Below are 21,764 nucleotides of genomic sequence, written 5' to 3'. Positions count from 1 at the left end.
GTTATTTTTATGGAAATATTAGAAAGAATTTTTTTGAGTTTTTTACAAGCTTCTTTATCAGCAAGTATTTTTATAATATTAGTGGTTTTTATATTAAAAATATTTCGTAATAACATTAGTATTAGAGTTAAAAATGCACTGTGGATTTTAGTACTAATTAAGCTTCTTATACCAGTTGTTACTGAAACGAATACAAATATAATAAGTATTTTATATGAGAAATATGGAAATTCAGTTCAAGAGCAAAATAAAAAAAATGATATTTATGAAGTGGGTAACCTTCCTCAAGTCACTCATAATGAATATGTGGATTATAATTATAATATTAATGAAGATTATACTAAAAATGATAAAATTCAAGATACTGATATAAAAAATTTAATTTCAAATATTTTAAAAATAGCTTCTCTTATATGGACTATAGGAGCAGCAATTGTTGGTTTAACGCTATTAAAATTTATATTTAATTTGAGAAGAACAACCAAGTTATTAGTGAATAAAGCATCTTCAGAGATTGTTTCATTAATAAAAGAATGTAGGAATAAAATAAATATAAAATCAAGGATTCCTGTATATGTATATGATGGCTTTAAGAGTCCGTGTATATTAGGTGTCATAAAACCTAAAATTTATATTCCTAAATATGTTTTAGATATAAAGGATAATAATCAGCTTGAACACATATTTTTACATGAATTAATGCATTATAAAAGAAAAGATTTGATTTGTAATTTTTTAGGAATAATGGTGTTGATATTACATTGGTTTAATCCACTAGTATGGCTTGCAGTAAAAAAAGCAAAACTATATAGGGAATATGCCTGTGATGCAAGTGTTCTTGAACTTCTTAAGGAGGAAGAAGGTATTGAATATGGAATGACTCTTTTAAAGCTTTCAAGAATGCTTTTAAATAGAAAAAATTATTATCAAGTACCGGTCTTTTTTGAAACTAATAATCAAATTAAAGATAGAATAGGAATGATAAAAGAATTTAAAAAAGGCTCTTATAGAATGACATTAAAAGCGGTCATGGCATGTGTGGCTGCAACAATAATAATACTTAGTAATAATTTGGCAGTCAAGGCTTTAGATGCTGAAAATATTATACAGATGCCACAGATGGAAGCAGTAATTGAAAATAATGATATTGGAGTTACAAGTAACAATAAAGATGAATCAGAAGTAGTCAACTCAGAAAATGAAGGAAACGCTAATTTATCAAGCAATAACAATGGATGGATATTGGATAATGATAAATGGTATTATTACATTAATGGTGTCATGGTAAAGAATAAAGAATTAGTTCTTGAGGGTAAGAAATATAAATTTGATGGAAATGGTGTTTGGATTAAAGAATTTGAAAATAATAATACAAATCATTCAGTAGATAAATTGCCAGTAAGTAATAAAAATCAGGAAGCAGAAAAGCTTATAAATAAAACATTAGGTGAAAAGGAAATAGAGCAGAAGCAAGAAAAAAATATTGATCAATCTCAAATAAATAATAGTAGAGAAGCATTAAATAATCAAATTAATGAAAATAAAAATATAGCTATCAACAACAGTGAAGATAATAAAAAATCAAGTGAAAATGAAGTGAAGAGCTTGAACAATAAAATTCAAAATCATAATAAGCGTACAACAGGATGGGTAAATGATCAAGGAGATTGGCACTATTATAATGAAGATGGTGTTATGCAAAAAAATGTAACTATTACTGATGATGGTAAAGAATATAAAATTGGTGAAGATGGTATTTTGAAATATTGGAAAAATAAATAATTTCCATTGAGAAAAATATATTTACGGGCAGCTTATGCAAAATAGATTAAATTGAAAAGGAAGAAGAATTAGGATGAAAAGCATTTTGAAAAAAGGAATATTAAGCGTAATAACATCTGCAACTTTCTTAACATTATTACCAATAGCAGCTAATGCTGAATGGAAACAAGAAGGAGAAAATAAATATTATATTAATGAAGATGGTTCAAAGGCAAGAGGCTGGCGACAAATTGACGGAAAGTGGTATTACTTTGATGAAACAAATGGAGTTATGGTAAAAGATGGAGTAGTGGTTTCGAAGCTTAAAGAGTATCATTTAGATGCAGATGGAGCATGGATTCAGGATAAAAATAGTGTAACGTCAAATACAGCTAAAATAGGAGATACTGAAGGCCTTTGGATACTTAAAGAAGATAAAAAGTGGTATTTTAAAGATAAAAATGGAGTTATGCTTAAAAACACAACTATAATTTCAAATGGTAATAAAATCATGTTAGATGAGAATGGTGCAGCGAATCAAAACGGAGCATTAGCAACAGTAAGTGGGGAAAATGATTTAATAGAAGGAGCAACAGCCAATGTAGCATCTACTAATGGAGAATGGGTATATGATGAAGCAGCTCAAAATTCATATTTTCAAGATAAAACTGGAAAAAGGCTTACAGGGTGGATAGCTTATAACCATAGATGGTGTTATCTGGACAAACAGACAGGACTGAGACTTAAAGATACTATAATAGATGGATATAAACTAAACGAAGTAGGTGCATATGCTGATGATAAAATTGTAGATTTAACGACTGCTGAAAATGCGCATAAAAATACAGATGCATATAAGGTAGAAAGCAAATCGTGGAAAAAAGAAGGAGATAATTGGTATTACTATAATGAAATGAATGAAAAGGTAACTGGTTGGCAAGAATTTAAAGGGGATATGTATTATTTTAATAATAATGGAATAATGCAAAAAAATACAACTATAAATGTTGATGGAGTTGAATGTACCCTTGGTGAAGACGGGGCTTGGACTAAAATTAACTTTATACAAAAAACATTAAATCCATAATATTTAAGATCCAATATAATAATAGCTTCTTACTAAAATAGTAAGAAGCTATTATTATATTTAGAAGATTATTTGACGAAGTATTTTTACTTAATATTTACATAACTAAATGTCTAATGGATTTTAGAGTTCCAAGAATATCATTTGAATTATTTTTGCCGTTTATTAAATCCATCATATCTCTTACGTTTTGTTTATGAGTGCTCTCAATGCTTAGCTGTTGTTTTAGCTCAAAGGAAATATGAGCATCTTTAAGCAAATTATAATTAGAAGGTGATGATGTATCTGGAGATTGAATTGGACTTTCTAAACTGTTTTGAATTCCAGCTTTAGCAATAGGAACTTGGCTTATTTTTGTTTTTTGCCCTTCTTCATCAACTAAATAAGTACAATAATATTGACCTTCTATTTCAGAAGTAATTTGCATTTTCTTTTGTACTTTCTTTTCATCTTCGCTGCTATCTTCTGCATTTTGTGTATTTTCACTTTTTTGTGTACTTTTACTTTCAATCTGAAATTCTTGAGTAGTCTTATTATTAGACTTATAATCTGCTGTTATACCTGAAGTATAAGGATTTCCTAAAAAAGTATTGTCAATGGATAAACTCATTTTCTCACCTCCTGAGAATAATATTTGATATATATTTAATAAAATCTTATATAAATATTTTTTTATATTTATAATTAAATAAAAATTTATTTACTTATATTATCGTTTATTTATTTGGAAATTTAAGTTATATTTTTAAAAGATTCTTATTTTACAAAATAAATAATACTAATTCATATAAAAAATTAAAATATATAAAAAATACGTTAGATTATTTTGTAATTATATATATTAAATTATCTAATGATATGTTTTAATATATATAAAATAAGCAAACTAATAATATATTTTCATTTGATAAGAAAGAGGAGTAGCAATGAAAGGAATAGGAGTTTTTGATATTTTAGGACCTATTATGATAGGACCATCAAGTTCACATACAGCAGGTGCAGCAAGACTTGGGAAGATTGCAAGAAGCATAGCAGGAGAAGATATAGAAGAGGTGACATTTATGCTCCATGGTTCTTTTGCTAAAACATATAGAGGACATGGAACAGATAGAGCTTTAGTAGCAGGAATACTTGGGATGGAACCAAGTGATGAAAGATTAAGGAATTCTCTAGATATTGCCAAAGAAAGAAATATAAAATTTTTATTTAAAGAAGCTGATTTAGGAGATGTTCATCCTAATACAGTAAAATTTATTATGAGAACGGTAAATAATAATTATTGTGAAGTCATGGGATCTTCTATTGGTGGTGGGAGCATTCAAGTCATAGAAGTTAATGGAAATGAAGTGGATTTTATTGGAATATATGAAACTTTGATAGTAACTCAAAAAGATGCGCCAGGTGTTATTAATAGTGTGACAAGTATTCTTTATAGTGAAAATATAAATGTGGCTTTTATGAGAGTGTTTAGAAATCATAAAGGTCACGAGGCTACGATGATTTTTGAAATGGATAATAAGGTAAATGACGAAATAATAGAAAAAATTAAAAAGCTGGAATTGGTTTATAATGTGATTTCTATAAGCCCGGCTAAAATCAGTTAAGAGTTGCACTTATATAAAGAGTGACTATGCGACAATATGGAACTTCTCGCATATAAAAAGAGTAGTTATACAATAATGCGGAACTTTTCTGCAATTAAAAACTTAAAACTATTTAAAAAGTAAGGAAGGTGGAATAATTATTTATGTTGGCAAAGAGTGGAGCGGAATTACTAGAAATATGTGAAAAACATAATATTTCTTTAAGTGAATATGCAATAAGATGTGAAGTAGAAGAAAAAGGTTTAACACGAGATGAAGTTATAGAAAAAATGAGAAGTATTTTAAAGGTTATGATTTCAGCAGCTAATGAAGGTATGGAAAAGGAAGTTTATTCTGTTAGTGGTCTTATAGGTGGAGATGCTTATAAACTACATAATTATGTTAAAAAGGGAAAGACCTTAACAGGAGATGTAACAAATTTAGCAATGGCAATGGCACTTTCTTCTTCAGAAGTAAATGCTTCTATGGGCAAAATAGTTGCATGTCCAACTGCTGGTTCCTGTGGTATATTACCAGCAGTTATTTTAGCAGCAGGTAAGAAGCTGGAATTGGATGAAGACGGACTTTTAAAAGGATTGTTAGCAGCTTCAGCAGTTGGTATAATTATTGGATTAAATGCAACCTTATCAGGAGCAGAAGGTGGCTGTCAGGCAGAATGCGGATCAGCATCAGCAATGGGAGCAGCTGCTGTTGTTGAAATGATGGGAGGAACTCCTGAAATGAGTTTAAATGCAGCAGCGATAATACTTAAAAATGTTTTGGGACTTGTGTGTGATCCTGTTGCAGGACTTGTTGAAATACCTTGTGCTAAGAGAAATGCTCAAGGGGCAATAACTGCTCTTTGTGCTGCTGATATGGTAATGGCAGGAGTAGCATCTAAAATTCCATTTGATGATACAGTGTGTGCAATGTATAAAGTAGGAAAATGTCTGCCAGTAGCACTTAGAGAAACTGCTTTAGGTGGTGTAGCAACAACAAAAGAGGGCTTAAGACTTAAGGAACAGGTATTTGGAAAATAGAAATTGAAGAATTATATATAAATGATTAATAGTTAATTTGATGTAGTATATATTGTATTATTTAGATAGTGAGGGGCAAAAATGAATTCAATAGTAAAGGAACAAATTACAATTCTTGTAGTAGATGATGAAAAGAGTATAGTTGATTTTGTTAAGATGGGCTTGGAAGCTGAAGGATATGTGGTATATTCAGCTTTTGATGGAAATGAAGCAATTGAGGTAGCTCAAAAAGTGAATCCTCATATAATAATATTAGATATTATGCTTCCAGGAATGGATGGATATGAGGTTTGCACTAGAATTAAAAGATTAATAAAAACTTCAGTAATAATGCTTACAGCAAGAGATGATGTAGATGATAAAGTTAGAGGCTTAAATACTGGAGCTGATGACTATATGGCTAAGCCTTTTAGTTTTAAAGAACTTTTAGCGCGTATTAATGCAAGGATAAGAAACAGTTTTCCAGAGTTAAATCAAGTTATAAACATTGGTGATTTTACTATTGATGATGGTGCACATGAATTTACTTATGGTGGAAAATTAATAGATTTACCACCAACACAATATAACTTATTAAAGTTTTTATTAATTAATAATGGAACTGTACTAAGTAAATCTTTAATACTTGAAAAAGTTTGGGGATATGATTTTAATGGAGAAGAAAATATCGTTGAGGTATACATAAGATACTTAAGAGATAAGCTTGATGATAAGGAGCATAATATTATAAAAACTGTCCGTGGTGTTGGATACAAGATGGTGGCACAATGAAAAAGTTAATAGATAAATTTACAATTAAGAGTTTAAAGTGGCAGTTATTGTTTCGCTTTATTATGATACTATTTATTTTATTAGCTGTCATGGGAATTTTTCAATATATAAGCATGAGAGAATATTTGTATAAAACTAAAGTGCAGGTATTGCAGGAAAGATTTCATAATTTAGATATGGAAGCATTAGCTAAAGAAAATGCGGATAATATAACAGAAGATGCTTCAAAAGAAATTCTGAAAAACTTATGGGATAAAACCATGAGCGTAGCTATAATAAACAACAATGGAGAGGTAGTAGGGAAAAGATGTAATTCAGAAACACCTAAAGATGATAAAGATGGAGATGATGATTCTAAAGAAGAACATGAAAGAAAAATAAAAGAAATACCAGTTCCAATTAGATACCAAGAAGATTATATTGAACTTTGCAGTGAAGAAGGAAACCTAGAAAGAGACTTTAAAAGTGTAAAAGATTCAAATGGTGATATGCAGTTGGCTGTATGGAGAAAAATTGGTCCTTTAAATTCGCCTTCAGGATTAATTCAAATTAGCACTTCAATTAAGGATATTGAGGAAATATTAAATCGTGAAGTATATATGCACACAAGTATTTCCATTTTAATACTTATAGTTGGAACTATAGTTGCTGCTACAATTATTAAACGTACTTTAGTTCCTCTTGATGATATATCAAATACCGTTGAAGGAATAAGTGTAACAGATTTGCATACAAGATTAGATTCAGAAAATGGGCAGCTTGAAATTAATAGATTAGCAAAAGCCTTTAATATAATGCTTGAAAGAATAGAAACTTCGTTTGAAAAAGAACAAATAATAAAGGAAAAGATGAGGAGATTTGTATCTGATGCTTCTCACGAACTGAGAACACCTTTAACATCAATTCATGGCTTTGTTGAAGTTCTTTTAAGAGGTGCAGCTAAAAATGAAGAGCAATTGGATTTAGCTTTAAATAGTATATTGACTGAAAGTGAAAGACTTACAAAACTTGTGAATGATCTTTTAGTATTAACCAGATTAGAGCAAAATCCAGTTGTAGAAATGAAGCAGGAAAATTTAAAGGATATTGTAGAAGAAATATTTCCACAACTTAAGATTCTTGCTAAGGATAGAAAGTTAGAATTGGATTTACAAGAGAATATAATAGCATATATTAATAGAAATCAAATTAAGCAGGTCATATTTAATCTAACTCAAAATGCAGTTTTACATACGGATAAAATTGAAGGGATTATTAAAATAGCTACAATTATTGAAGAAATAGAAAATGAAAATTATGCAGTATTAAAGATTTCAGACAATGGAATAGGAATATCTAAAGAAAATATTTCAAAAATATATGATAGATTTTTCAGAGGAGAATCACATAGATCAAGAGAACAGGGCGGTTATGGATTAGGACTTTCAATTGTAAAGTCTATATTAGATAGTAATCAGGGTCAGATCAAAGTGGAAAGTGAAGTTGGTGTTGGAACCACCTTTTATGTATATTTAAAATTATTTTGGTAATTTTATACTAATACATGTATAAGGAAAATGCACCAATAAACATAGATACTTACTTTCTGTATTAAAATTAATGCAATATGTTAATTTAACAATAAAATATTTGAGTAAATAGAAATTGAACTTATTATTAAGGATTTAACAGGTCTATTAATATTAGGTTCTTTTTGTTTTTCTATTTTCTCAGCAAATTCTAAGCTTAGGTTAAGGTTGTATTCAGACTCGGTTGTTATAATTCAAAATGTAAGTTATTTAAAGAATGTATTTCAAGGAGGTGGATTACTATAGGTGCTATAACTACCCAATTAATAATAATAGCAATTATAACAGTATTAATTTTATGTTTTATATTTATTACTGGAAAAAAAGAAAAGATTGAAGTTATAAAAGGCAGTTATGTTCTTGGAACTCTTATAAATTTAAAAGCATTTGGGAAGCAAGCAGAAAAAGCAATAAATGAAGCAGTTGATAGGTTAAATGATATTGATGATAAAATGTCAGCTTTTAAAGAAGAAAGTGATATATCAAGAATAAATTCTAAAGCAGGTTTGGCTAAAGAAACTGTAAGCAAAGATACTTATTTTGTAGTAAAAGAAGCGGTAGAATACAGCAAAATATTAGAGGGGACTTTTGATCCAACAATAAGGCCTTTAGTAAAGCTTTGGAATATAGGTACTGATAAAGAGATAATTCCAAAAGAAAAACAAATAGAAGAAGCACTAAAGCTTGTAAACCGTGATGATGTAATTTTAGATGAAAGTAATTGCACAATAATGTTAAGAAATATAAATCAAGCATTAGATGTTGGTGGAATAGCAAAAGGCTTTGCAGCTGATGTTGTTAGGGATACTTTTCGTAAATATAAGGTGCAAAGTGGACTGATTGATTTAGGGGGAAACATTTTTGCTCTTGGCTGCAAAGAAGATGGTAGTCTTTGGAAAGTTGGGATTCAAAATCCATTTAAACCAAGAGGAGAATACCTTGGAGTATTAAGTGTTAAAGATAAATCAGTGGTTACTTCAGGGAATTATGAAAGATATTTTATGAAAGATGGACAAAGATTTCACCATATACTTGATCCTAAAACAGGCTATCCATCCAAAAGTAAAATTATAAGTGCAACTATAATATCAGATAATTCAATTGATGGAGATGGATTATCAACAGGTGTTTACATTTTAGGTATAGAAAAGGCTTTAAAGATTATAGAAAGTATAGAAGGCATTGAAGCAATATTTGTAACAGAAGATAAGGAGGTTTGCATAACCTCAGGCATTAATAAAAGTATTTTTACTTTAACAGATGATGAATTTAAGTCAGTTAAGAGTTAAAGAGAAATTTAAAAATAAATATAATGGTTGAATTTAATTCCAGGGAAAACTTTTGGTTTTATGAATTTCCCACAATTAAGGATTAAAAAGGAGTAATTAAGATGGCTAAGAAAATAAATAAATCACAGATTTTAAGGCATATTATACAAATAATTTTATTTTTCACATTACCAGGATTATATGCAATGACATTTAGTGAATTAAAGACAGTATATCAAATGATTATTCAAGGGAATTTTAAATTTCTTGAAGCAATTCCAAGTTTAATTGAATTTATTACAGTAATGTTATTAACAGCAGTAATGGGAAGATGGTTTTGTGGATGGTTATGTGCTTTTGGTGCATATAATGATTTGGTATATTTCATATCAAAGAAAGTTTTTAAGACGAGATTTAGAGTAAATGAAAAAGTTGACTCCATATTAAAATATGCAAAATATGTAGTATTGGTATTTATTGCAATTATTTCGTGGACAATGGGAAGCAGTATTTTAGAAAGTACGAGTCCTTGGGATGCTTTTGGTCAAATAACTGATATTTCTACTATTTTCTCAAGTTTACTTATTGGGTTAACACTTTTAGTTTTAATTACTATAGGTGCTGCTTTTATTGAAAGATTTTTCTGTAGATATTTATGTCCTTTAGGCGCAGTATTTTCTATAATTTCAAAGATTGGAATAGTAAAAATTAATAAACCTAAGGCTGATTGTGGTAAATGTAGAGCTTGTACAATGAACTGCTCAATGGGACTAAACCTTTATAATGTAGATGGAGTTCGTGGTGGAGATTGCATAAACTGCTTAAAGTGTACAGAAGTTTGCCCAAGAAATAATGCTAATGTAAATATATTTGGACAAGATGTAGATCAAAATTTAGCTGGATCAGTAGCAATGGCAGCAATGCTTGGAGTATATGGACTAACAAATTTTGGCGCTGATGCATTAACAAGTTCTGGTGTGGTTTCAAATCAAACTGAAATTTCTATCAGTGATGTTATAGAAAATCCAGCTTCAAACATTACATCACAATATAAAGATGGAACATACACAGGAAGAGGAATAGGATTTAAAGGTAGAACAACAAAGGTTTCTGTTACTATAGCTGACGGGAAAATTACTAAGATAGAAACTTTATCATATGGAGATGATCGTCCATATTTTGAAAAAGCAGAAAGTGGTGTAACTCAAAATATAATTTCAAAGCAATCAACATCAGTAGATACAGTTTCAGGAGCTACTTATAGTTCAAAAGGAATCATAAGTGCTGTTAAAGATGCTTTAAGTCAAGCAACAGCATCATCTAATGATACAGCTAATGTAAGTAAAGAAAAAGAAGAAAATGCTTCAAGTGCAACTTCAACAGAAAATTCAAAGAATCCAGCTGCTGCAGATACTAAAAAAGCAGCAGACAGCGCAAAAACAAGTGAAGGTAATACAAGTGCAGCTTCAACTAGCAACAATACAGCTAAAAGTGAAGCAGCAGCATCAAATAATCAAACAACTTCATCTTCAAATACACAAGCAGCTACTCCAAAAGCAAGTCAAGGAACTACAAGTTCAAACACAACAAGTAGTAATCAAGGTGCTTACAAGGACGGAACATATACAGGAAGCGGAAAAGGGTTTAAAGGTGGAACAACTACAGTTTCTGTTACGGTATCAAATGGTAAGATTGCAAGTGTGCAAACTGTGTCAAATGGAGATACTCCTCAATACTACAATAGAGCTTCAGGAACTGTAATAAAGAATATAATTTCAAAACAATCAACATCAGTAGACACAGTTTCAGGTGCTACCTATAGTTCAAAAGGAATAATGAGCGCGGTAGCAAATGCATTAAGTCAAGCTAAATAAGAACATTATTATAAGATGGCCGGTTTTCAATATACATGTTTTTATTTAAAAGTGACTATTATTATTTATATTTTACTTAGAAGCAGAATACAGAATTTCAGCAGTTAAAAAGCAGATGATATCTAAAATAATTCATAATTAATGCACGTTTATTGAACTTGTTAATATAATAGTTGAAGGATTTATAATACTACAGGAGTATGATAAAAGTGCCAAGCAAGAATAGAAACAGAAATAATATGAATTATAAACCAACATTTATTCCAGAAAAGAGGGTAAAGCCCAAGAAAGAAAAAATCTTAATTGAAGTTTCCAAAGATCAAGAAATAGAAGAATTTATCAATGGTTTTGAAGTTATAAAACCTGTTAAAAGATTTGGAAAATATTATGTTTTAGTCAAAAATAAGTAAAGAAATAGATACTTGACGTTTTATGTTTAATAGTATAATCTTAAACTTGTAGAGACAATTTAATAATTAAAATAACTAGAGGGGCTAATATTTTAGCTGAGATTGGAATAATTGATTTCCTGACTCTTATAACCTGATTTGGATAATGCCAACGTAGGGAAGTATATTAATATTGATAGGTATTTTATTGATGTATTCCTTTTTGGAGTACATTTTTTTTCGTTAAAAATTAAAATATTTGTAAAGTTAGTGTTCTGTAGTTATTTTAGAAAATTTAAGGAGGAAAATTGAAGTGATGGAAAAAAGCAAAGCACAAAAAATTGCCTTAAGTGGAGTGTTAATTGGTATTGCAGTAATTTTTGGAACTTTTTCAATACCAATAGGAGCAGCCAAAATATCTCCAATACAACATTTTGTTAATGTAGTAGGAGCAATAACACTTGGGCCAATGTATGCAGTTTTAAATGCCCTGGCAGCATCAATAATTAGAAATGCTATGGGAACAGGAAGTTTATTAGCATTTCCAGGAAGCATGGTAGGCGCGTTTCTTGCAGGAATTCTTTATAAAAAATTTAGAAAGCCAGTAATAGCTGTATTGGGTGAAGTGATTGGAACAGGAATATTGGGAGCTTTACTAGCATATCCAGTGGCGGCGTTAATTTTAGGAAAACAAGTAGCGCTTTTTGCATATATAGTTCCATTTTTAATGAGCTGTAGTGCAGGGGCTGTTATAGCATATTTATTTGTAAAAATTCCTGTCATAAAAAAGATATTAATAAATAATGAAGCCATAATAGATAGTCATGATTCTAAAAAGACAAATCAAATTTAATGTATAGAATGAATTAAAAATTATTAAGAGTATAAAACTAATTTAAAGATGATAATCAATGAGAGGATGATTTTATGTTTAGAGCATTAACTATAGCAGGTTCAGATACTTGTGGAGGTGCTGGAATTCAAGCAGATTTAAAGTCTTTTTCTGCAAATGGAGTTTATGGAATGAGTGTTATTACAGCTGTAACGGTTCAAAATACAATGGGAGTGTTTGGAATTCAAGACATAAATCCAGAAATAATTGAAGGTCAGATAGATGCTATTTTTGAAGATATTAGAGTTGATGCAGTTAAAATAGGAATGGTTTCTCAAATTCCATCAATTAAAGCAATATCAAAGGCTTTAAGAAAAGTTAAGAACCTTCCCAAAATAGTTCTAGATCCAGTTATGATTTCGAAAAGTGGATTTAATTTACTATCAAAGGATGCAAAAGATACATTAGTTAAAGAATTATTTCCCTTAGCAACATTAATCACTCCTAATTTACCTGAAGCAGAAGAAATCTTGGGAAATGAAATTAAAAATTTAGAAGATATGAAAGCAGCAGCCCTAAAACTTTTAGAACTTGGACCAAAGGCTGTTTTAGTTAAAGGCGGTCACTTAGATGGGGAAGCTACAGATTTATTGTACGATGGTAAGGAATTTATAGTGTTACCACAAGAAAGAATTAATACAACTCACACTCATGGAACAGGATGTACTTTATCATCAGCCATAGCAGCTAATCTTGCTAAAAATATGACTATGGAGGAAGCTGTGAGAGAAGGGAAAAGGTATATAACGATTGCTATTGAACATGGTTTTGATCTTGGAAAAGGGGTTGGACCTACTAATCATTTTTATGAGCTTTACAAGAAGGCTGGAATGGAAATTGATTAATAATTCATGAGTAAATGCAGAGGGATATAAAGAGTGCGAAATACAATAAGAAAATATATACCCATAGAAAAAGAATGGGGTAGCGCGGCTAGGAAATTTAATAAATATTAAGTTAAAAAATAAAATGTGGGGAGAGAGCAAAAAATGAATTATAAAACACAAATGGAAGCAGCTAAAAGAGGTATAGTTACTGAACAAATGAAGATAGTAGCTAAGAAAGAAAATATTTCAGAAGAAAAATTAATGAAGCTAGTAGCAGAAGGTAAGGTTGCTATTCCAGCTAATATTAATCATAAATCTCTTAGTCCAGAAGGGATTGGTGACGGATTAAAAACAAAGATAAATGTTAATTTAGGGATTTCAGGTGACTCTGTTGATTATTGCAGAGAAATGGAAAAAGTAAAAATGGCAATTGAATTTGGTGCTGAGGCTATAATGGATTTAAGTAATTATGGTAAAACTCAAGAATTCAGAGAAAAATTAATTGAATATTCACCAGCTATGATAGGAACAGTTCCTATGTATGATGCAATAGGATATCTTGAAAAAGATCTTTTAAATATAAAGGCAGAGGATTTCTTAGAGGTAGTTAGAGCTCATGCTAAAGCAGGTGTTGACTTTGTTACTATTCATGCTGGAATAAACAAGAGAACAATTTCAGTATTCAAAGAAGATAAAAGAAAGCTAAATATTGTATCTAGAGGAGGATCTCTATTATTTGCTTGGATGGAGATGACAGGTAATGAAAATCCATTTTATGAATATTATGATGAATTATTAGAAATCCTAAGAGAATATGATGTGACAATAAGTCTTGGAGATGCAATGAGGCCAGGCTGTATTGATGATGCAACAGATGCAGGTCAAATTACAGAACTTATAGAATTAGGATTACTTACAAAAAGAGCTTGGGAAAAAGATGTTCAAGTTATGATTGAAGGACCAGGACATATGGCTATGAACGAAATTGCAGCTAACATGCAGATTGAAAAAAGATTATGTCATGGTGCACCATTCTATGTACTAGGACCACTAGTTACTGATATTGCACCAGGATATGATCACATTACTTCAGCTATAGGTGGAGCAATTGCAGCAACTCATGGAGCAAACTTCCTTTGTTATGTAACACCTGCTGAACATTTAAGACTTCCAGATTTATCAGATGTTAAGGAAGGAATCATAGCATCAAAGATTGCAGCGCATGCAGCAGACATTGCTAATGGCCTTCCAGGTGCAAGAGATAGGGATAATGCTATGGCAGAGGCTCGTCAAAAGCTAGATTGGGAAGCAATGTTTAAGGTTGCTATTGATGGTAAGAAAGCTAGAGAATACTTTGAAAGTATACCACCAGAAGATCAACATAGCTGCTCTATGTGCGGAAAAATGTGCGCAGTAAGAACAACTAATAGAATTTTAAATGGTGAAAAAGTTGAATTATTGGAGCAAGAAGCTTAATACGGTTAATATTGAACGATGAATGGTGAATGATTAAGGAAGAAAAGTCTGTGGCTTTTTAAAAATAATTGAAAAATATTCGATTTTTAACCTTAATTATTCATTATTCACAATTCATCATTAACTAAATGTGTCATAGCCACTTTGGTCTAGATGTATGTGATTAAAAGAAAGGATGAATATAATTATGGAAAATGAAATGGTTATAAAAATAGGCAATTTATTAAATGAAGTTAGAAATAAAAAGCCACTTGTACATAATATAACTAATTATGTTACAGTTAATGATTGTGCAAATATATTACTTGCAATAGGGGCTTCACCAATCATGGCAGATGATATAAGGGAAGCAGCAGACATTACCAAGATTTCATCTGCACTTGTAATTAATATTGGAACTTTAAATGAAAGAACAATTGAATCTATGATAGCATCAGGTAAAAAGGCTAATGAGTTAAATATTCCAGTTATATTTGATCCAGTAGGCGCTGGGGCATCTGAATTTAGAAATGAAACTACAAAAAGAATATTGGATGAAGTTAAAGTAAGCGTATTGCGTGGAAATATGTCTGAAATTAAATTTATTAGTGGGTTAGAAGCTTCAACTAAAGGTGTTGATGCATCTGAAAGTGATCTTAAAAGCGGAAATACTGAAGGCATTAATGTAGCGAAAACTTTAGCTGAGAAGCTAAAGTGTACTGTTGCAATTACAGGTGCAACTGATATTGTATCTGACGGAAACAGGTTGGCTATACTTGAAAATGGAACTAAGCTGCTTGCAAATGTTACAGGAACAGGCTGTATGACAACTGCACTTGTAGGAGCATTTTGTGGTGCAGGAACAGATTATTTTATAGGAGCAGTTTCAGGAATCACTGCTATGGGTATTTCCGGGGAAATAGCACTCGAAAAAGCAGGGAAAATAGGAACAGGAAGTTTTCATATAGCAATTATAGATGCTATAAGTAATTTAAATTCTGAAATAATTGAAAATATGGCTAAGATCAAAGAAGTGTAATATAATTTTTATTAAGGCATATGGAAAATCATATCTGGTACAGGGGTATTTTCAGTATGCCTTGTAATATATGTGATTTGAGGAGGGAAATTCAATGAAGCCTAAAATAGATTATAGTATCTATCTAGTTACAGATAGAGATTTAATGAGTACAGAAACCTTAGAAGAAGCTGTAGAACAAGCAATAATTGGTGGCTGTACTTTAATACAATTAAGAGAAAAAGATTGCTCATCACTTGATTTTTACAATACAGCAGTAAAGGTGAAAGAAATAACTGATAAATATAATGTACCTTTATTAATAAATGATAGATTAGATATTGCACTTGCTGTTGATGCAGCAGGAGTTCATGTAGGCCAAAGTGATCTTCCTGTTTCAGTAGTTAGAAAAATCATTGGAGAAGAGAAGATCATTGGAATTTCAGCAGGAACTCTTGAAGAAGCAATTCAAGGGCAAAAGGATGGTGCTGATTATTTAGGAGTAGGGGCAATGTATGCAACTGGAACTAAAAAGGATGCAAATCCAACTTCAATGGAGGAATTAAAGAAAATAAGAGAAAATGTATCTTTACCTATAGTTGTAATAGGTGGAATTAATAAAGAAAGAGTTGAAGATTTTAAGGGTACTGGGATTGATGGACTTGCAATAGTATCTGCTATTATTGCTCAAAAGGATATTTCAGGAGCTGCAAGGGAATTAAAAAAAATATTTAAAGAAAATTATTAATATTTATGTCTAAAGCTATTGTATAGCTAAAAGTAAGTTATGCAGTAGCTTTCTTTGTTTATGCTAATATTTTTATTATTAGTAAGCTAATTATAGTGTTAACTATAATAGCGTAAAAATATTTGAATTATAATTTGTATTTTTTAAGCCTAAAAAGGAGTGTGCCTAACTAGATATAACATTACCACTAAAAGATATAAACATTCCAGCTGATTCAACATCAAGACAATCCTTTTTAAATGATCTTGGAATATATATTGAACACAGCGATGGAACAAAGGAATTTGTAAAGGGTGAAATAGTAGAATACGAAACTGGTGTTTATGGAATAAAATTCTCAATAAATAAATTCAGTAATTTTACAATAGTAAAATTAAATCAACAAACAGCAGGAAGTTGGCAAAATAGTGTACAAGGTTGGAAATACATTATTAATGGACAACCTGCTACTGGTTGGAAACAAATAAATGGAACTTGGTACTTAATGGACTCAACTGGAATTATGCAAACTGGTTGGAAGCAAGATAATGGTACTTGGTATCTATTAAGAGATAATGGATCAATGGCAACAGGATGGTTACAATCAAATGGGTTATGGTACTTCTTAGAAAATAGTGGTGCTATGAAAACAGGTTGGAAACAAGATGGTGGAAAATGGTACTATCTATATTCTAATGGATCTATGGCAAGTAACACTGTAATTGATGGGTATACTTTAGATGCAAGTGGAGCTTGGATTTAGTAAAGGACTGTAATAAAGAATATAAAATAAGGACGCCAAGTATTTTGAGAAAATGCTTAGCGTCCTTTATATTCATTTTGTTATTTAATATAAATGTATAAGAATGTTTGTTTGTATAATAATTATAATTAAGTCAATAATCTTAAAATAAGGTAAATATAATTGATAAAATTTATAAATGAGTATAATATAATTAGAAGAATATTATGCATAAAAAGCTTTAGTGAATATAAATTGAAGCTTTTTTATGCTTTATTTATAATTGATTGCTTATAAAAAATTAAGTAAAGTAAAACAGGAGGATGAAAAGAATTATGTGGAAATCATTTCTTTTATTGATATTTCAAGGTATTTCAGGTGGTGTCGCTGGATATATTACAAATAAATATGCTGTAAATATGCTTTTTAAAGAATATACTCCTTTAAAATTAGGTGGTGTAATTAAAAAGAAAAAGGAAAAATTTATAGATGAAATAAGTGATTTAGTTGAACGCGACATAATTAATTCAGAAACTTTAAAAGCTGAAATTGTTAATAAGAATTTTGATAATTATATTGAACAAATTGCTGAAAACTTTTTTGAAAAAGGTTTAGCAGAAAGCTTGGGAAAAACTAAATTAAAAGAAATAGCCGATTTTTCTATTAGTGCTGAAAAAAGTGAAAGTTTTGTAAAAGAAAATTTAAATACAGTTGTTCCAGAATTATTAGAAAGTATCTTTATAAATGTTAAATTAGAAGATATATTAACTGAAAATCAAATTTCTAAAATTGTAAATTCAGGCTATGATTTATTAGTTGAAGAACTTGAAAATGATAAATCATTAGATATGCTTCTTTTTAATTTTTATGAAGAAAATTCTAATATAACTCTTGCAGAAATTTTGTCAGAGGAAGTTAGAGAAAAGTTTATAAATAATATTACTGAACGTATAAGTGAAATAGTTAGAGAAGAAATTTTAGCAGATCAAGAAGGTTTAAGGATATTTTTAGATAAAATACTTTCAGTAATAAATGTAGATGTAACTCTTGTTAAATTACAAGGATTAATTGGAGATTATGAAATTAATCAATTCATTACAAGTTCAGAGAAGGAAGAATTTACTTTAAAGTTATTTGATAAAGTTAATGAGTTTATTAATTCTGAAAGAGGAAAAGAACTAGTAATAAAGCTTTCTGAAGAGATTTTATTGATTGGAAAGGATATTGATTTTACAATTTATGAAATTCTTCCACCAGAAATGGAAAAGTCACTTACTAATTTTATAGAAACAGTAATTCCTAAGGTTATGCCATATGTATCAGAATGGATTTCTGGAAATAAAGATAATTTTGATGAAATGATCGAAGCTTCTATTGATGAGGCTATTTCAGATATGGATGATAATATTAAAAAGCTTGTAATTTCTAAAGTTAGAAGTGCACTTATGGGGGATATTTCTTCCAAGAATAATGTTGTTAATAAGATTATTACATATATGAATGATAGTTTTGATGAAGATTCATATGCTAAGTTAGCTGATTCAATTATAGAATATTTAAAGAGTAAAAAAATAAAGGATATAATTGAATTACTTGAAAATAAGAATTTATTTAATTCAAATAAGTTAGCAGAATTAATTATTAAAGAATTTAGAGCGCATGGAAAAGAACTTTTAGCAACCATTTTAAAAATTCAATTTTCTAAAAAAATACATAAAGTGTTTGATTTTGATTTAGTTAAGTTATTTAATAATAAACTTAAGCCAATATTATATAATAAAATTTTTGATAATAAAGATAAAATGGAAGAAAGAATGAACTATCTTATTAAAGATTTTATTAGTTTAAAAGGTAAGGAAGTTTTCAATAATAAATTATCTGAGTTATTTGTAAAAGAACAAGTTCATAGCTTTTCTAATATGTTCGCAAAATTTGCTAATAAATTTTTAGCTTCAAATTCATCTTTATATAAACCTGCAATAAAGGAGCTTTTATCTAAGCAAATTAAAAGTATAAATTTATCAAATACTTTAGAAAAATATAAAGTGAATATTTCAGAGTATATTGTTAATAATTCTGTGATTGTTTTTAAAGATACTGTGGATAAATATAAAGAATATGAGGTAAAGGAAGTAGCTAGCACGCATATTACCAAGGACACTTTAGCAAAACTTCTTATAGATAAAGGATATCCTAAATTAGTAGAAAAACTTCCTAGTATTCTTGATGGAAATATTAAAAAATTTGCTAGAAATAATTTAAGAAAATATAATGAAGATGAAATTTGTGACATAGTTCAAGACTTTATGGGAGATCAACTAAAACCTCTTTCTGTTTTTGGGGCTATTCTTGGAGTAGTGGTTGGTGTAGGATATCAACTTATATATCCAAATTCTGTTGGTGCTTATGGATTTCCAGGTGGTTTGTTAGATACAATAATGTCTTGTGGAGTTATGGCTTTTATTGGTTATATAACAAATGTAGTAGCCTTATGGATGATTTTTCATCCATATAAGGAAAATAAGGTTGTAGCTAAAATACCATTTTTTAAGAAATTTGCATTAGGATATATTCCAGCTCATAAAAATCAATTTGCAAGTGGTATGGCTAAGTTAATTGATGATGAGTTATTAAATAAAGAAGAAATTAACAGAGTATTTAAAGTAAGAAATAACAATATGAAATCAGTTTTGATGATGTTAGTTACAAATAATGACTATCAGATATTAGTTGATCTTTTAAGAGATAAAAAACAAACAGCAGCAAAGTATGTCTATGAAAGAATTTTAAAATATTGTAATAAGGATTCTTATTTATCTAAAAGAATTTCAAATTCAATTTTAAATAACAAGTTTGATCAATTTATTAAAAAAGATAACTTTTTAAAGGTAGTGCAAAACTTAATAGGAAAAGTGAATAGCATTAAAAATAATTTGGTTGAGTATATAAATAAGAAGCTTTCAGATACTAATAAGGTTCATGATATTTTACCAGTAGGGGTATATGATGGAATTGAAAAATATATTGATATTCAAACTAGTACATTATTAGATGAAAAATATGAAAAAATAAAAAATATAGATTTTATAAGTAAAATTGTTAAAGAGTATTATGGAGAATATGATTTGATAATTAATAAATCAGCAAAAGAAATCTTTAGTGAAGAAACATTAACTGATACTAAAAATAACATTGAAATTAAGATTGAAGCATACTTTTCAAATAACTTAAAAACAGATATAAGTACATTTGTAAAACGATTTTTAGAAAGCGGATTAGATGAAAATAATACTATAGGCTCCATGTTTGATGGAAAAATAAAAAGAATCATAGATGAAAATTTATATTTGTTAACTACCAAGATTGCAAATAAACTGATTATTTATGTTCAACAAAATGAATATGAAATAGCCTTAAGCGTTCAGGAAGCAATTCAAAATGAACTTAATTTCTTTGAGAAAATAGCATATGGCGCATTTGGAGGAGATGAAATTGCAAGCAGAGCAGTATCAATCATGTTAAAGGAGAAATTGCCTGTAATGATTAAAGCTGAATCTGATAAACTTGTTCAAGTAGCGCAAAATACATTAAATAACAGCATTTATGAAATGAAAACTAGCACTTTAAAAATTAAAGCAGATGAAATTAATACAGCTATGTTATTTGATAATGCATTTGATAAATTTAGTGGCAATTCTTTAATAAGAGAACATATTAGCAAGGCAGGAGATTTTATTTTAACTTCTTTATTTGCAGTTCCAATTGTTGAATATCTTGAATTGTGTAATTTAAACAATTTAGAATTGGTGTATAAAAAATTCTATAATGAAATCAATATTATAAAAGAAGATATTTACAGTAATATTAAAGCAAATAAAGACAATTTAAGTGAAACTCTAAGTGGGTTTGTAAATGAAAAAATAACAAAAGCATTATTTGAATCATATAATTCAAAAATATTTGAAGGAATTACATCAGCAGATGTAGAGTATTCTTTAAATAATATTTCTAATATAATTAGTTCAAGTCAAGTTGTTGAAAATTATATAAGCATGTTTTTGGAAAAAGTATATGATAATAAACTTTCAAATATGGAATTTAAAGAAATTCTTGATGAAAATATCCTAATTAATGATTTTGAAAAAATAATTAAAGTATTATTTGAAAATGAGTCAATTAATGAGAAAAATATAATATTAATTGAAGGTATAATACAAAATTCTGTTGATAGAAATTTTGATTTCTTGGAACAAGATACAAAAGACTATTTAACAGATAAAACTATACAAGCAGGATTATATTCAATTAGTGATTATATTATCCCTATATTGCAAGAAGTCAACTTAAAGAACATTACTAATAAACAAATTGAATTGCTTAATCCAAAGGAAATTGATATATTATTTAAATCTTTTGCAGGAGATTTCTTCAAAAAGCTTGAGATTTATGGAGTGTGGGGATTTGTGTTTGGAATTAATGCAGGATTATCACTTGTTTTATGGGCTCTTGATTATAGGTATGGAAAGATTTCAGCGAAGAAAGAGTTAAGGGCATCAGAAGAAGTATAAAATAATAATTAAAATCAATTGTGAAGGTTATTGAATTAGAATGTGAATTTTTAAATTCACATTCTAATTACCATAGCTAATTGGCAGTAATAAGAATATTCCCATTGAAGATTAATTATGTTAGAATAGGGATAGCAAACAGGAAGTATAGCAAAATGTTTATACTTCTTTTATTTTGGCATGTTTCAAAAAAT

The 21,764-nt window shown here is 29.0% G+C and carries 17 protein-coding genes and 1 riboswitch; of the genes, 16 read left to right on the top strand and 1 reads right to left on the bottom strand.

Going from position 1 to position 21,764, the window contains the following annotated elements:
- The first annotated feature begins 9 nt into the window (after positions 1-9).
- Complete coding sequence (locus tag GXK56_RS04975; protein WP_160685757.1) at positions 10-1,782, top strand: M56 family metallopeptidase; 1,773 nt, start codon at positions 10-12, stop codon at positions 1,780-1,782.
- Positions 1,783-1,867: 85 nt separating this feature from the next.
- Positions 1,868-2,848: a hypothetical protein gene (locus tag GXK56_RS04970; RefSeq protein ID WP_160685755.1), complete on the top strand. Its 981-nt coding sequence runs from the start codon at positions 1,868-1,870 to the stop codon at positions 2,846-2,848.
- A gap of 97 nt (positions 2,849-2,945) precedes the next feature.
- Here the strand turns inward: GXK56_RS04970 and GXK56_RS04965 are convergent, their stop codons facing one another.
- Positions 2,946-3,458, bottom strand: coding sequence for a hypothetical protein (locus GXK56_RS04965; protein WP_160685753.1), 513 nt, complete (start codon positions 3,456-3,458; stop codon positions 2,946-2,948).
- Between the two features lie 316 nt (positions 3,459-3,774).
- Between GXK56_RS04965 and sdaAB the strand changes: the two genes are divergently transcribed.
- The 14 genes from sdaAB to GXK56_RS04895 all read left to right on the top strand — a co-directional run bounded on the left by sdaAB (position 3,775) and on the right by GXK56_RS04895 (position 21,570).
- Positions 3,775-4,452: an L-serine ammonia-lyase, iron-sulfur-dependent subunit beta gene (sdaAB, locus tag GXK56_RS04960; RefSeq protein WP_160685751.1), complete on the top strand. Its 678-nt coding sequence runs from the start codon at positions 3,775-3,777 to the stop codon at positions 4,450-4,452.
- A gap of 143 nt (positions 4,453-4,595) precedes the next feature.
- Positions 4,596-5,471: an L-serine ammonia-lyase, iron-sulfur-dependent, subunit alpha gene (sdaAA, locus tag GXK56_RS04955; protein ID WP_160685749.1), complete on the top strand. Its 876-nt coding sequence runs from the start codon at positions 4,596-4,598 to the stop codon at positions 5,469-5,471.
- Between the two features lie 81 nt (positions 5,472-5,552).
- Positions 5,553-6,242: a response regulator transcription factor gene (locus GXK56_RS04950; protein ID WP_160685747.1), complete on the top strand. Its 690-nt coding sequence runs from the start codon at positions 5,553-5,555 to the stop codon at positions 6,240-6,242.
- Complete coding sequence (locus GXK56_RS04945) at positions 6,239-7,771, top strand: HAMP domain-containing sensor histidine kinase (RefSeq protein WP_160685745.1); 1,533 nt, start codon at positions 6,239-6,241, stop codon at positions 7,769-7,771. Before GXK56_RS04950 ends, GXK56_RS04945 begins: the two co-directional genes overlap by 4 nt.
- Positions 7,772-8,076: 305 nt before the next feature.
- The gene (locus GXK56_RS04940) at positions 8,077-9,099 is read left to right on the top strand and encodes an FAD:protein FMN transferase (protein ID WP_202127831.1); all 1,023 of its coding nucleotides are present in this window, start codon (positions 8,077-8,079) and stop codon (positions 9,097-9,099) included.
- A gap of 101 nt (positions 9,100-9,200) precedes the next feature.
- The gene (locus tag GXK56_RS04935) at positions 9,201-10,952 is read left to right on the top strand and encodes an FMN-binding protein (protein ID WP_160685743.1); all 1,752 of its coding nucleotides are present in this window, start codon (positions 9,201-9,203) and stop codon (positions 10,950-10,952) included.
- A 200-nt stretch (positions 10,953-11,152) separates the two neighbouring features.
- Positions 11,153-11,362: a hypothetical protein gene (locus tag GXK56_RS04930; RefSeq protein ID WP_207710258.1), complete on the top strand. Its 210-nt coding sequence runs from the start codon at positions 11,153-11,155 to the stop codon at positions 11,360-11,362.
- A 67-nt stretch (positions 11,363-11,429) separates the two neighbouring features.
- Positions 11,430-11,539: riboswitch (TPP riboswitch) on the top strand.
- 115 nt (positions 11,540-11,654) lie between these two features.
- Positions 11,655-12,194, top strand: coding sequence for an energy coupling factor transporter S component ThiW (thiW, locus tag GXK56_RS04925; RefSeq protein ID WP_160685739.1), 540 nt, complete (start codon positions 11,655-11,657; stop codon positions 12,192-12,194).
- A 74-nt stretch (positions 12,195-12,268) separates the two neighbouring features.
- On the top strand, positions 12,269-13,078 hold the full coding sequence (gene thiD, locus GXK56_RS04920; protein ID WP_160685737.1) for a bifunctional hydroxymethylpyrimidine kinase/phosphomethylpyrimidine kinase: 810 nt from the start codon (positions 12,269-12,271) through the stop codon (positions 13,076-13,078).
- A 144-nt stretch (positions 13,079-13,222) separates the two neighbouring features.
- Positions 13,223-14,536: a phosphomethylpyrimidine synthase ThiC gene (thiC, locus tag GXK56_RS04915; RefSeq protein WP_160685735.1), complete on the top strand. Its 1,314-nt coding sequence runs from the start codon at positions 13,223-13,225 to the stop codon at positions 14,534-14,536.
- A 187-nt stretch (positions 14,537-14,723) separates the two neighbouring features.
- Positions 14,724-15,554, top strand: coding sequence for a hydroxyethylthiazole kinase (gene thiM / locus GXK56_RS04910; RefSeq protein ID WP_160685733.1), 831 nt, complete (start codon positions 14,724-14,726; stop codon positions 15,552-15,554).
- A gap of 94 nt (positions 15,555-15,648) precedes the next feature.
- Entirely contained in the window at positions 15,649-16,281 is a 633-nt protein-coding gene (gene thiE / locus GXK56_RS04905) for a thiamine phosphate synthase (protein ID WP_160685731.1), read from the top strand.
- Positions 16,282-16,456: 175 nt separating this feature from the next.
- Positions 16,457-17,023, top strand: coding sequence for a hypothetical protein (locus GXK56_RS28705; protein WP_347707942.1), 567 nt, complete (start codon positions 16,457-16,459; stop codon positions 17,021-17,023).
- A gap of 314 nt (positions 17,024-17,337) precedes the next feature.
- On the top strand, positions 17,338-21,570 hold the full coding sequence (locus GXK56_RS04895; RefSeq protein WP_160685727.1) for a DUF445 family protein: 4,233 nt from the start codon (positions 17,338-17,340) through the stop codon (positions 21,568-21,570).
- Positions 21,571-21,764: the final 194 nt, after the last annotated feature.

The organism is Clostridium sp. C2-6-12, assembly GCF_009928485.1.
In the GTDB taxonomy this organism is placed as follows: domain Bacteria; phylum Bacillota; class Clostridia; order Clostridiales; family Clostridiaceae; genus Clostridium.
This window is presented reverse-complemented; position numbering and strand designations above follow the sequence as displayed.

What these genes read in the sequence shown, in the direction of transcription:
- GXK56_RS04975 (WP_160685757.1), top strand. Translation starts at nt 10, where the DNA reads ATGGAAATATTAGAAAGAATTTTTTTGAGTTTTTTACAAGCTTCTTTA.
- GXK56_RS04965 (WP_160685753.1), bottom strand. Translation starts at nt 3,458, where the DNA reads ATGAGTTTATCCATTGACAATACTTTTTTAGGAAATCCTTATACTTCA.
- sdaAB (WP_160685751.1), top strand. Translation starts at nt 3,775, where the DNA reads ATGAAAGGAATAGGAGTTTTTGATATTTTAGGACCTATTATGATAGGA.
- sdaAA (WP_160685749.1), top strand. Translation starts at nt 4,596, where the DNA reads ATGTTGGCAAAGAGTGGAGCGGAATTACTAGAAATATGTGAAAAACAT.
- GXK56_RS04950 (WP_160685747.1), top strand. Translation starts at nt 5,553, where the DNA reads ATGAATTCAATAGTAAAGGAACAAATTACAATTCTTGTAGTAGATGAT.
- GXK56_RS04945 (WP_160685745.1), top strand. Translation starts at nt 6,239, where the DNA reads ATGAAAAAGTTAATAGATAAATTTACAATTAAGAGTTTAAAGTGGCAG.
- GXK56_RS04935 (WP_160685743.1), top strand. Translation starts at nt 9,201, where the DNA reads ATGGCTAAGAAAATAAATAAATCACAGATTTTAAGGCATATTATACAA.
- GXK56_RS04930 (WP_207710258.1), top strand. Translation starts at nt 11,153, where the DNA reads ATGATAAAAGTGCCAAGCAAGAATAGAAACAGAAATAATATGAATTAT.
- thiD (WP_160685737.1), top strand. Translation starts at nt 12,269, where the DNA reads ATGTTTAGAGCATTAACTATAGCAGGTTCAGATACTTGTGGAGGTGCT.
- thiC (WP_160685735.1), top strand. Translation starts at nt 13,223, where the DNA reads ATGAATTATAAAACACAAATGGAAGCAGCTAAAAGAGGTATAGTTACT.
- thiM (WP_160685733.1), top strand. Translation starts at nt 14,724, where the DNA reads ATGGAAAATGAAATGGTTATAAAAATAGGCAATTTATTAAATGAAGTT.
- thiE (WP_160685731.1), top strand. Translation starts at nt 15,649, where the DNA reads ATGAAGCCTAAAATAGATTATAGTATCTATCTAGTTACAGATAGAGAT.
- GXK56_RS04895 (WP_160685727.1), top strand. Translation starts at nt 17,338, where the DNA reads ATGTGGAAATCATTTCTTTTATTGATATTTCAAGGTATTTCAGGTGGT.